Annotated in this window: 9 protein-coding genes; 6 read left to right on the forward strand and 3 right to left on the reverse strand. The window is 49.1% G+C overall.

The window, feature by feature from the left end:
- The first annotated feature begins 52 nt into the window (after positions 1-52).
- The 4 genes from tsaC (at position 53) to ABD744_RS21720 (ending at position 4,248) form a co-directional block, all read left to right on the forward strand.
- The gene (tsaC, locus tag ABD744_RS21705; protein ID WP_344800707.1) at positions 53-616 is read left to right on the forward strand and encodes an L-threonylcarbamoyladenylate synthase type 1 TsaC; all 564 of its coding nucleotides are present in this window, start codon (positions 53-55) and stop codon (positions 614-616) included.
- 179 nt (positions 617-795) lie between these two features.
- On the forward strand, positions 796-1,704 hold the full coding sequence (hemF, locus tag ABD744_RS21710) for an oxygen-dependent coproporphyrinogen oxidase (RefSeq protein ID WP_344800708.1): 909 nt from the start codon (positions 796-798) through the stop codon (positions 1,702-1,704).
- 2 nt (positions 1,705-1,706) lie between these two features.
- The gene (gene aroE / locus ABD744_RS21715) at positions 1,707-2,573 is read left to right on the forward strand and encodes a shikimate dehydrogenase (protein ID WP_344800709.1); all 867 of its coding nucleotides are present in this window, start codon (positions 1,707-1,709) and stop codon (positions 2,571-2,573) included.
- A gap of 238 nt (positions 2,574-2,811) precedes the next feature.
- Positions 2,812-4,248: a substrate-binding domain-containing protein gene (locus ABD744_RS21720; RefSeq protein ID WP_344800710.1), complete on the forward strand. Its 1,437-nt coding sequence runs from the start codon at positions 2,812-2,814 to the stop codon at positions 4,246-4,248.
- Between the two features lie 137 nt (positions 4,249-4,385).
- Here the strand turns inward: ABD744_RS21720 and ABD744_RS21725 are convergent, their stop codons facing one another.
- The 3 genes from ABD744_RS21725 to ABD744_RS21735 are packed head-to-tail and all read right to left on the reverse strand — an operon-like array spanning position 4,386 to position 8,958.
- A complete protein-coding gene (locus ABD744_RS21725) occupies positions 4,386-4,940 on the reverse strand; it encodes a gamma carbonic anhydrase family protein (protein ID WP_344800711.1) in 555 nt (184 codons plus the stop codon).
- Positions 4,937-6,070, reverse strand: coding sequence for a cache domain-containing protein (locus ABD744_RS21730; RefSeq protein ID WP_344800712.1), 1,134 nt, complete (start codon positions 6,068-6,070; stop codon positions 4,937-4,939). Before ABD744_RS21730 ends, ABD744_RS21725 begins: the two co-directional genes overlap by 4 nt.
- A gap of 44 nt (positions 6,071-6,114) precedes the next feature.
- Positions 6,115-8,958 carry a response regulator gene (locus ABD744_RS21735; RefSeq protein WP_344800713.1) on the reverse strand — a complete coding sequence of 948 codons (2,844 nt, stop codon included), beginning with the start codon at positions 8,956-8,958 and terminating at the stop codon, positions 6,115-6,117.
- 311 nt (positions 8,959-9,269) lie between these two features.
- On the opposite strand from ABD744_RS21735, the gene prlC reads away from it, so the two are divergent.
- Positions 9,270-11,333, forward strand: coding sequence for an oligopeptidase A (prlC, locus tag ABD744_RS21740; RefSeq protein WP_344800714.1), 2,064 nt, complete (start codon positions 9,270-9,272; stop codon positions 11,331-11,333).
- A 108-nt stretch (positions 11,334-11,441) separates the two neighbouring features.
- On the forward strand, positions 11,442-11,687 hold the full coding sequence (locus ABD744_RS21745) for a YheV family putative zinc ribbon protein (RefSeq protein ID WP_344800715.1): 246 nt from the start codon (positions 11,442-11,444) through the stop codon (positions 11,685-11,687).
- Positions 11,688-11,771 lie beyond the last annotated feature (84 nt).

The following is an 11,771-nucleotide window of genomic DNA, read 5'->3' on the forward strand; positions in this document are numbered from 1 at the left end:
GATTCGTTCAGTCTGTCGACAATGTCAGTTTTAAGTTGATGAAGTGATGCGTATGTATGTTTCTCCGGTTCACTTAGGTTTGGCCAGTCGCGTTCTGAATCATGGTGGTGTCATCGCCTACCCTACCGAGGCCGTTTGGGGTGTTGGGTGCGATCCTTGGCATGCCGATGCTGTGTTTCGGTTGTTGATGATCAAACAACGTCCATGGCAAAAAGGGCTGATCATAGTGGCGGCCGATATGAAGCAAATAGAACCTTTGTTGGGCAATCTGAATCATGCTCAGCTTGCCAAGCTTGAAATGAGCTGGCCCGGGCCGGTGAGCTGGGTGTTGCCGGATACCGAAGGGTGGGTGCCTGAGTGGACGCGCGGTGAGCACAGCTCGGTTGCGGTTCGGTTATCGAATCACCCGTTGGTGCATGGCTTGTGCCGTCGTTTTGGACGGCCGATTATTTCGACCTCAGCCAATCTTGCAGGTGAGGAGCCCGCCAGAACCAAGCAGCGATTGTCCGCAATGGTGGCTTCCAGGCTGGATTACATCGTACCGGGTGAAACACAAGGGCTTGAGCAACCTTCCGTGATTCGGGATATATTGACGGATAAAGTGTTCCGAGCCTGAGGCTCAGGACTCAGTGCTCGGTTATTCGTGCTCGGTTATTCGTGCTCGGTTATTCGTGCTTGGTTTTTAGCGCATTAATAATGCCTCAGGATCAAACCGTGATGGAAATCAGTCGCGGGTTTGCTCTTCATATAACAAAGAAATAAACATCGCTTGTCTGAGCGGATTAGGAGAAAACAATGACCGATATGGTCTCAGTGGTAAAAGAATTTTTATTGGATCTTCAAGACCGTATTTGTGAAGGCATTGAACAGGAAGACGGCCAGGCAACTTTTTTTGAAGACAGTTGGACCCGCGAGCAAGGGGGCGGTGGTCGCACTCGGGTGATTACCGATGGCGCAGTCTTTGAAAAAGGCGGTGTTAACTTCTCTCATGTTCATGGCACGCAGCTGCCAGCGTCAGCCACAGCCAACCGACCTGAGCTTGCCGGCCGCAGTTTTCAGGCGCTGGGCGTGTCTTTGGTGATTCACCCTAAAAACCCATACGTACCGACGTCTCATGCCAATGTTCGCTTCTTCATTGCTGAAAAAGAAGGCGAAGCGCCTGTGTGGTGGTTTGGCGGAGGCTATGACCTGACGCCGTATTACGGAAACCTGGAAGATTGTCGCCATTGGCATCAAACGGCCAAAGAGGCATGCGACCCGTTTGGTGATGACGTTTATCCAAAATATAAAAAATGGTGCGATGATTATTTTCACATCAAGCATCGGGATGAGCCTCGTGGTGTGGGCGGTTTGTTTTTTGATGATTTGAACGAATGGGGTTTCGACCGGAGTTTTGCGTTCATGCAGTCGGTTGCTAACAGTTATATTGATGCTTATCGTCCGATTGTGGCGCGCCGTAAACACACCGAGTTTGGCGAACGTCAGCGGAAGTTTCAGTGTTATCGACGTGGCCGTTATGTGGAATTTAATCTGGTGTATGACCGGGGCACGATTTTTGGGTTGCAGACGGGAGGCCGCACCGAGTCGATTTTGATGTCATTACCTCCGGTGGTGCACTGGGATTACGACAGTCAGCCTGAGCCGGGCAGTGAAGAAGCTGAATTGTATGAGGTGTATTTGAAGCCGCAAGCGTGGGTGTCTTAAATATGACCTTAACCAATGAACCTTCTGAACAAGCGAATGCGTCGGCACCGGACTTGTATGCCGTGATCGGCTCTCCGATTCAGCACAGTAAATCACCGCTCATTCATAATGCGTTTGCACAACAAACGCAGCAGTCCCTTTCGTATGAAGCCGTACTCGGGGACGAAAATGATTTTAAAGGGTCGGTCGATGCCTTCCGCGCCCGTGGTGGCTGCGGTTTGAATGTGACCGTGCCGTTCAAACAAGACGCGTTTCAATACGCCACCGAACACTCTGAGCGGGCGCTGAGAGCGGGTGCGGTGAATACGTTGGTCTTTCGTGAGGATGGCAGTGTCCTGGCAGAAAATACCGATGGCGTGGGCATAGTGACGGACATCCAGAATAATCATCAGGTTCTGATCTCGGATAAGCGGGTGCTGATTTTGGGTGCGGGTGGCGCGGTACGGGGTATTTTAGAACCTTTGCTGTCTCAGCGTCCGGCGGAGGTGGTGATTGCCAACCGTACGGTCAGCAAGGCCGAAGAACTGGCCACTGACTTTTCCGATCTGGGCTGCGTTGCCGGCTGTGGTTTTGAGGCGGTGGAAGGTGTGTTCGATCTGATTATTAACGGCACTTCGGCCAGCCTGGCTGGCGAACTTCCTCCGGTACCGGAAGCCGTGATCGGGGCGGAGACCGTTTGCTATGACATGATGTATGGCGCAGATCAAACGGTGTTTAACGCCTGGGCTGATAGGCTGGGTGCGAAAAAAACCATAGATGGTTTAGGCATGCTTGTTGAGCAAGCGGCGGAGTCTTTCTTTATTTGGCGAGGAATTCGCCCCGAGACCGGCGCTGTCCTAGAAAAACAAAGGGCTTTGTTGCATCAGTAATTTATTGTCACTTATATCAATAAGTTAGCTTTTGTTTTTCTGTAACAAAATTGTCATAAAACTGACTTATAGTGCGCGCTGATAAAACATTCAGACTAAGGACTGAGTTTTTCAGCGCATACTGTGTCGGACTTTCGTCGCTTGTTTTCTCAGAGACAACGGCCGCCACGAGTACTTATCTGCTGAATAACCGCTGAATGTTTTCCATTTTTCGCTTTTTTAAAGCCGGGGGCATTCAATGAATTCGTCAAAGACTATTTATCCAGCAACCATCTTGGTTTGGTTTGCTACTGCCTGTTTATGGATTGTTTCATTCTTCTCTTTAATTCTGGTTTCTGTGAATACCCATGCACAGCCCTACCCGATGACGTCGGTGTCGACTGTGAATGCACATCAGCTGGCCAATAAGACCGACACCTGGATTCACATGCAAGGCTCCAATACCGTGGGTGAACGTTTAACTCCGGCCATTGCCAAGGCGTTTTTGGAATCGAAAGGCGTTCAGGACATAGGTTTGACCACTGGCCGGGATCGATATGACAAGTTCATTCAGGGGTATGACCCGAAGAATGACCGCTATGTTCAGATTCGTATAGAGTCCTATGGTTCCAGTACCGGCTTCAAAGGCCTGATGGCAGGGGCTGCGGATATGAGCGCATCGTCCCGTCCTATCAAGCAGAAAGAAGTTGAGAAACTGAAAGAGATGGGCAACATGACGTCTCAGCAAGCCGAGCACGTAGTGGGGATTGATGGTCTGGCAATTCTTGTGCATCCGTCCAATCCTGTGACGTCATTGACGGTGAAACAGATTGCAGAATTGTTCAGTGGTCAGATTAATAACTGGCAAGAAGTGGGTGGCCCGAATCTGGCGGTGAGCCTTCATGCCCGAGATCATGAATCCGGCACCTGGGATACCTTTAAAGGGTTAGTGTTGGCGAAGAAATATAAACTAGACGCTTCGGCCAAACGATATGTGTCTAACGATGCATTGTCGCAACAGGTGTCTGAAGATGTGGGAGCCATCGGCTTTTCAGGCCTGAGTTCAGTAGGCAACAGCAAATTACTTGCGGTGGCTGACGGAGACAACGCCCCTGCTCTGTACCCAACCCGGTTAACGGTGGGCACCGAGGATTACCCGTTGGCTCGCCGTTTATTTTTGTATACGCCGGTGAAGGATAAGAAAGCGGTGGTGGATGAGTTCATTCAGTTTGCTTTGGGGCCAAAGGGGCAAACGCTGGTGGATGAAATCGGTTACATTTCTCAGAACATCGAAAGCCATACCTTGGCGGTGTCCTCTGATTTGCCGGAATATTATCGTCAGGCGGTGGCGGGTGCGGATCGATTGTCGTTGAATTTTCGGTTTAAAGAGGGCAAATCAAAGTTAGACAATAAAGCCTTTGTTGATGTGAAACGTTTGGCTGAGTTCATGAATGCTCAGGGCAATGAGCAAAAAAGTGTGGTGTTGGTGGGGGCTTCTGATCCTCGCTCAAAAAATGAAAACGCTGTGCTGTTATCCAAACTGCGGGCTAAAGTGGTCAGACGGGAGTTAATTGACCTGGGTATACCGCGAAACCGGATAAAGATGGTGGCAAACGGCGCTTTACTGCAAGTGGCTGATAATAGCTCTTTAACCAGCCGGATTAAAAATCGTCGTGTGGAAGTTTGGTTGCAGTAAGTGTTGGTCTGAATTCACGTAGCGGCCCCTGAACCAACCTGCTATTTACAACCTGTTACTTAGCCCGAATAGCCCTATGGCATCTTTGCCTAGTGCTATTCGTATTATTCGTATTATTCGTGCTCGGGCTTTTTGGTTCAGGGTTCGCTTTCATGGTGCGACGTTGCAAGGTATTCGTTTTTCAGTTTCAGGTAATTCTGTGCAGAGTACGTCAGGTAATGGTATTCAGAGTCTTTCAGAGGACGAATTTTTTTGGCCGGACGCCCCATGTACAAATGACCGGATTCAAGTGTTTTGCCGCCAGGCACTAAACTGCCTGCACCTATGATGACGTCATCTTCGACCACGGTGCCATCCATAATCACGGTATCCATGCCCACCAGAACTCTGGAGCCAATACTGCAGCCGTGCAGCAACACCCTGTGGCCTAAGGTGACGTCGTCACCAATGGATAAGGGGTAGCCACCTGGATTGTAATCACTGGCGTGGGTGATGTGTAAAATGGAGCCGTCCTGAACGCTGGTGCGATCCCCTATCGTAATTCGGTGCATGTCCCCGCGAATGACGGCGGTTGGCCAGACTGAGCAGTCTTCACCCATAGTGACGTCGCCAATGACCTGGGCGCTGGGGTCTACCCAGGTGGTGACCGGAATGGATGGGGTTATGTTTCTGTGTGATCGTATGTTGTTCATGAGTTTGGTTCTCTGGGAATCAGGTACACGCTGAAAATATATACAAATAAGCCTGCCAGGAAAGCAACGAGTAAGTAAATGACTAACTGCCACATAGGGGCATGGTATTCAGACAGGCGAATTGCTTTTGCCAGAGAATAATTGGTGTTGCTGATGGGGGTAAAGAAAACCTGGTACTCTTCTCCATCAAACAAAGCCTGGCCATTGCCCTTTTTGCCAGACACCATGTTGCGGCCAATACTTTTTAAGGAGTCTGACTTCTCTGCCAGAATGTTGAAAAGTTCGACCGTTTTCTCCCCCCGTCGATCGAGAATTTCTTTGCCTTGATCATCGGTTTGCACTTGGATGACCTTCTCCGGCTGCCAGTGATACCAGTAATTACCGTCCTTTGAAACCAGCATGTATTTGGCTGCGGCCGCTTTGATTTTAGATGGTTCTTTGGTTTTAGATGGTCCCTGGGCTTTGGTGCGTTCGTTGGCTTCGGGAGGTTCGGAGCTCTCGGAGTTGGCGGACAAGTTGTGGATCAGTTTTGTAATTTTACGCCAGGAGATGGAGCCGCCTAACAGGCCAATGACGTTGTTTTGGTCATCGTGAATGGATGAGGCTACGATGACCTGTTTGATGCCTGTGGTATAGGAGATCATTGGATTTGAAACGTAATCGATGCGTTGGTTTTTAATGTTTCTGCCCACGGTCACTTGCCAGTAGTCGCGTTGGGTGATGCTTTTGGGTTTGGCGGTCGGACTTGCATCGTCAAAGGTTGCCAGATTCTCTGCGTGTGGGTTACCTGCCAGGGTGGTGTAGAAGTGGCCATTGGGTAAGCCAAGCACCAGCTTCTCAAAATTCCGCTGACCGATGCTTTTCTGAGTCAGAAGAAAGGGTCTGATCTGAGCCCAGTCCATGGATTGAAGGGTGGCGGTATTGGACAGTGAACGTATTTCCGCTTTGCGGGCTTCGATGAAATCGGCAATGGCTGCGGCACTGGAATTGAGTCGGTACTGGTAGACATCCTGCTGCTGTTGTTCAAACAACGGCATGATCAATGCGCGAACCATGAGCAAAGTGACCAGCAAAGAAGCTGCGCTGGCGAGTAAAAATCGGGTTGGTTTGGTGCGGTGTCTTTTAGCCATAAGTTATAAATATAGCAGTTTGAACGAAATGATCCTTATCCGGGTCACAACCATTTTAGTAAAATTTTGTGCAAATCCTTCATGTGAAAGGGTTTACTGAGGTAATCCTTCATGCCTTCCTGCTGGTATTTTTGTTGGTCTTCTTTCATGGCGTTGGCAGTCAGTGCCACGATGGGCGTTTTCTGATTAATGCCCTCCTGAAGAATGGTTCGGGTGGCCTCGATGCCATCCATGACCGGCATCTGAATGTCCATTAAGATTAAATCGTACTTTTGAGCTTTCGATTTTTCTACGGCCTGTCGCCCGTTTTCAGCGGTTTCCACTTTGATGCGGCCAGCCTGTTTGATCATTTCTACGGCGATTTCGCGGTTAATCATGGTGTCTTCCACCAGCAAGATATTGCCTTCGATGGGCTTGTCGAAATCAAGGGTGACGGAATCTTCAGACAGGTCTGCCTGGTGGCCGATCGGGAAGGTCAGAGTGAAATCAAACGTGCTCCCTTTGGTTAGCTCAGATGAGACTTCGATGGAGCCTCCCATCATGCGCACTAACTCCTGTGAGATGGAAAGCCCCAAGCCGGTGCCGCCATACTCTCGTGTGGTGGAGTTGTCTGCTTGCTTAAACGCTTTAAACAAGGTGTTAAGCTTTTCCTTGGCAATGCCGATGCCGGTGTCTTTTACCTGAAAGGTGAGCACGACTTGTTTGTCGTCGGTTTCCAGGCAGCGAACAATCAGTTGAATGCTGCCTTTGTGGGTGAACTTGGTGGCGTTGGTGCCTAAATTCAACAGCACTTGTTTGAGCCGGTAGGGATCACCAATCAAGGTGGCTGGGATTTTTTCGTCGAACTCTAACTGCAGTTCAATACTCGACTCGGCCAGCTGGATGCTCATCATGGATTCGATGTCTTTCATGAGTGCTTTGAGGTCGAAGCTGATCGTTTCAATATTAAGTTCACCGGCCTCGATTTTGGAGCAGTCCAGAATGTCGTTGATCAGATTTAATAAAGAGTTGGCGGAGTCGTGGACGTTGGTTAATTGTTGCTGCTGTTTTTCATTCAAATCGGAATTCAGGCACAGTTCAGTCATGCCTATGATGGCGTTCATCGGAGTGCGAATTTCATGGCTCATGTTGGCCAGGAAACGGCTTTTGGCATGATTGGCGGCTTCCGATTTTTTTTGGGCTATCAAGGCTTCATCGCGGGCAACGGCCAACATTTTATTGGTGTTGGTCAGTTCTTTGGTTTGTTCATGAATGCGTTCTTCCAACTCATTATTGAGCGTTTTTAGTTTTTCTTCTGCCTCCACCCGTAACGTGATGTCGGTCAGAATTCCGACCACGCGGGTGGGCCAGCTGTCTTGGTCCGGCCGAACGGCAATGGCTTTCGCTTCGACGTGCACGTAATGACCCAGTTTATGGCGGATACGGAACAGGGCTTCGAAGCCGTTGTTCAGGCCTTGAAGGTAGGTATTAAACTGCTGCTCTACCCGCGCTTGGTCTTCGGGGTGGATCAGATCCAGCCATATCTCGATGACGGTGCCCAGCTCATCTGGTTGGTAACCGACGATGGCTTTCCAGCGAGGTGAGTAATATACCGTATTGGCTTTAACGTCCCAGTCCCATAAACCATCGTTGGCGGCTTTCATGGCCAGGGCAAACCTCTGTTTACTGGCTTTTAAGTCGGTTTGACTCTCTTCCAGGCTACGAATCAGCTGGTTCAGGGAGGTGCTGATGTCCTGCAGCTCCTTAGGCCCTTTCGGAGTGAAGGGCTTGAGCTGTTGATGCCGGGCCTGATCCGATAACGCGGTGCTTAAATTGGATAACGGCCTTGAGATGGCGCGACTGTTCCACCAAACCCCAAGGGCAATCAGAATAACGGTAATGAGCAATAAAACACTGTAATAACGCACTAAGTTGAACGCCGGGGCATTGACGGTGGATTCATCAACAAAGGCGGCAATGGAGTAGTTGGCGGCTTTAATGGGGGCGTAAAACAGATAGCCGTGAGTTTGTTCTTTGTCGAGATTAAGGTAAGTGTAGCCGGAACCTCCGGCAATCATCCGGTTGCCGGTGTTGCTTAGCTTCAGATTGGGCTCTTTTAAAATATTGCTGATGATGGTCTTATCTTCACCAATTTCATCCACAGCAACCTTGCCCTGCTGATTGGTTTGCAGATGAATAACCCGTTTCGGGTCCCAGTGATACCAGTACACACCATCTTTGGACACTAACATAAAGCGGGTGTTTTCCGGGTAATATTGCTTGAGCTGTTGCTGCATGTTGTTGATCAAGGTTTCCATGTAGCTCCATGGCAGAGCGCCGCCAATCAAGCCAATCACTTGCTGCTCGTCATCAAAAATGGTGGAAGCAACCACCACCTGTTTTACTCCGGTGGTGTAAGAAATCATGGGGTTGGATACGTAATTCTGATCCAGATTCTCGCCGTTTTCCCCCACCGTATTTTTCCAGTAATCCCGTTTGCGGATATTTTTAAGCTTGGCGTGAGGGTCGGTGTCATCGAACGTTCTGAAGTGGTTTTGATGGGGATTGCCACCGGCGGTGTTATGAAAATAACCATTGCGGTTGCTGATAATGAATTTTTCATAAATTCCGGCGTGACGCTCCAGTTTGTCCATCAGAAATGGTCGCATATGAGGGAAGTCCATTGAGCGGACAGCTTCGTGCTCGGAATAGAGGGAGATTTCGGTCAGGCGTTCGGTAAAAAACCGGGACATGGTTTCAGCCCCGGTTTCAATGGAGGCGACCATGGTTTGGAGTTGTAATTGCTTGGTTTGATTCAGACTTTGAAACAGGGCAATGATCATTGCTATGGAGATGGGCAATAATGCAATAAACAGGTAGCTGATCAGAAGTCGGGATCGGATTTTCATCAATATAAGTCAGGGTCCGGAATGAAATTTTTATAGGACTAGGGAACTGAACATGCCCTTAATGGCTCATAACCTAGTATAGACAGTTAAACCAAGTCGCAAGCTCTATTATTTCGTGTTAACCGTTTCCTAAATAATCGAAGGGGGCTTTAAAAAAACTTCGATAGCCCTATATATTTGGTACTATGTTGTGAATTGTGAATATTGAACAGAGCCTTATTAGCGCGTGCAGCGATCAACCGACTTGTTCAGAAGCTCCCAGCTTTTCTTCACAGGAACAGAATTTAACAGGCAGGTTAAATAGGATATTTATGACAAACCCAAACCCATCGGCCAATCCGTTGTTGAAAAACCCTGAATTACCTCATTTTTCTGAAATCAAACCAGAACATGTACAACCTGCGGTTCAGCAGTTGATTGAAACCAATGAAAAGAACATTGAAGCGCTGTTGGCCGACTTGGGCAGTGACCCGACCCGCGTCACCTGGGATAACCTGATTACGGCGTCCGATGACTGGGATGATCTGCTGGGTAAAGCCTGGTCACCGGTCAGTCATATGAACTCCGTGGTTAATTCGGATGAACTCAGAGACGCATACAATGCCTGCCTGCCGTTATTGTCAGAGTATTCTACCAAACTGGGTCAGAATCAGGACTTGTTCGCGGCCTATAAAGCCTTGTCGGAAAGCAGTCAATATGCTGAGTTAGACGAGGCTCAAAAACAGGTCATTCAATATGCGTTGCGTGATTTTCATTTGTCGGGGGTGGACTTACCCGAAGACAAAAAACAACGCTATTCAGAGCTCAAAAAGGAGTTGTCGGAGCTGACCAGCAAGTTTTCAGAAAATGTGCTGGATGCAACCAATGCCTGGTCAAAACTGATCACCGATGAACAAGCGTTGTCCGGCGTCCCCGAGTCTGCGCTGGGGCTAATGAAGCAACAGGCGGAACAGCGCGAGCAACAAGGTTATTTGCTGACTTTGGACATTCCCGTGTATTTGCCGGTGATGACTTACTGTGATAACCAGGCATTGCGTCAGGAAATGTATACCGCATTTGCCACCCGAGCGTCGGATCAGGGGCCTGAGGTGGGTGATTTCGACAATACCCCGCTGATGTATAAAATTCTTAACTGTCGCAAAGAGCTGGCGAAGTTGTTGGGTTTCAATAATTACGCAGAGCGCTCGATTGCAACCAAGATGGCCGAATCCACCGATCAGGTGGTTGAGTTCTTGTATGACCTGGCTGAAAAATCCAAACCGGTGGCTCAGCGTGACTTGGATGAACTCAAAGCCTTCGCTCAACAAGAGTTTGGTGTGGATGAACTCAATCCATGGGATGTGGGTTATTACGGTGAAAAACTGAAACATGCCCGCTACGACATCAGTCAGGAGCAGTTGAGACCATACTTCCCGTTTCCGAAGGTTGTGTCCGGCATGTTTGAACTGGTGTCACGTCTTTACGGGGTCGAAGTGGTTGAAATTGAGACCTTTGATCGCTGGCACGAACAAGTGTATTTTTATGAAATCCGCAAAGCGGGTGAAGCCATTGCTCGCTTCTATCTGGACCCGTATGCCCGTCCTAAGAAACGTGGTGGAGCCTGGATGGATGAATGCCGGGTTCGTCGGATTGATGGACAGGGCGCGTTGCAGCTGCCGGTTGCGTATCTGGTTTGTAATTTCACACCTCCGGTGGGTGATGCGCCGGCGTTACTGACCCACGATGAAGTGACCACTTTATTCCATGAGTTCGGTCACGGTCTGCATCACATGCTGACCCGAATTTCTTACTCGGCGGTCTCCGGGATCAATGGTGTGGCCTGGGATGCGGTGGAGCTGCCGTCTCAGTTCATGGAAAATTTCTGCTGGGAAAAAGAGGTGCTGGACTTCATCTCCGGTCACTACGAAACCGGTGAAACCCTGCCGGACGAGCTGTTAAACAAGATGTTGGCTGCAAAGAACTTTCAATCGGGCATGATGATGGTGCGTCAGTTGGAATTCTCTTTGTTTGATTTTATTTTGCATCGTGACTTTGATGAATCCACTGATGTGCTTGAAGTGCTTCAGCAGGTTCGGGATAAAGTGGCGGTGATCATTCCACCGGAATGGCACCGTTTTCCGAACAGCTTCAGTCATATTTTTGCCGGGGGTTACGCCGCCGGATACTACAGCTACAAGTGGGCTGAAGTATTATCTGCCGATGCCTACAGTCGCTTCGAAGAAGAAGGCTTGTTCAATCCGGAAGTCGGTCAGTCCTTCCTCAGCAGCATTCTGGAAAAAGGCGGATCACAGGCACCGATGGATTTATTCGTGAATTTCCGTGGCCGTAAACCTACGGTAGATGCTTTGTTAAGGCATTCAGGCATCACCGCTTAAAACACGAGTGCAATGTTTTCAGTCCGCTTCTGTCTGTCAGAAGCGGACTGCCCTTCCCCGTTTTTTATTGTAAAATATTCTTATCAACCTTCGTGAAGAGAGACCAACATGAAAAAGCGTTTCATCGCAGGTGCGGTATGCCCTCGTTGCAGTGAGATGGACAAAATAGTGATGTACACCTCGGACGATGGCAGTCAAACCAAAGAGTGTGTGGCTTGTGGCTTCTCTGAGAACATGAAAGATTTGGAGAAACAGCAGGAACTGGCAACGCGGGTGACGCCCGTACAAGAAGCCGTTCGTGATGAAGAAGTGCAAGTATTGCAGTTCCATTCAAACCCGACCTCCAAACACTGAACCTGAGGTGGTATTGGTGGCGAAAATCGCATAAATAAATGCATTTTTGCCACTGCTGTTCATTCCCTTTTCGCCGTAGTCTGC

The organism is Litoribacillus peritrichatus (assembly GCF_039537985.1).
Taxonomy (GTDB): domain Bacteria; phylum Pseudomonadota; class Gammaproteobacteria; order Pseudomonadales; family Litoribrevibacteraceae; genus Litoribacillus; species Litoribacillus peritrichatus.

Coding starts and splice junctions, on each gene's coding strand:
- tsaC (WP_344800707.1), top strand. CDS start 53: ATGTATGTTTCTCCGGTTCACTTAGGTTTGGCCAGTCGCGTTCTGAAT.
- hemF (WP_344800708.1), top strand. CDS start 796: ATGACCGATATGGTCTCAGTGGTAAAAGAATTTTTATTGGATCTTCAA.
- aroE (WP_344800709.1), top strand. CDS start 1,707: ATGACCTTAACCAATGAACCTTCTGAACAAGCGAATGCGTCGGCACCG.
- ABD744_RS21720 (WP_344800710.1), top strand. CDS start 2,812: ATGAATTCGTCAAAGACTATTTATCCAGCAACCATCTTGGTTTGGTTT.
- ABD744_RS21725 (WP_344800711.1), bottom strand. CDS start 4,940: ATGAACAACATACGATCACACAGAAACATAACCCCATCCATTCCGGTC.
- ABD744_RS21730 (WP_344800712.1), bottom strand. CDS start 6,070: ATGGCTAAAAGACACCGCACCAAACCAACCCGATTTTTACTCGCCAGC.
- ABD744_RS21735 (WP_344800713.1), bottom strand. CDS start 8,958: ATGAAAATCCGATCCCGACTTCTGATCAGCTACCTGTTTATTGCATTA.
- prlC (WP_344800714.1), top strand. CDS start 9,270: ATGACAAACCCAAACCCATCGGCCAATCCGTTGTTGAAAAACCCTGAA.
- ABD744_RS21745 (WP_344800715.1), top strand. CDS start 11,442: ATGAAAAAGCGTTTCATCGCAGGTGCGGTATGCCCTCGTTGCAGTGAG.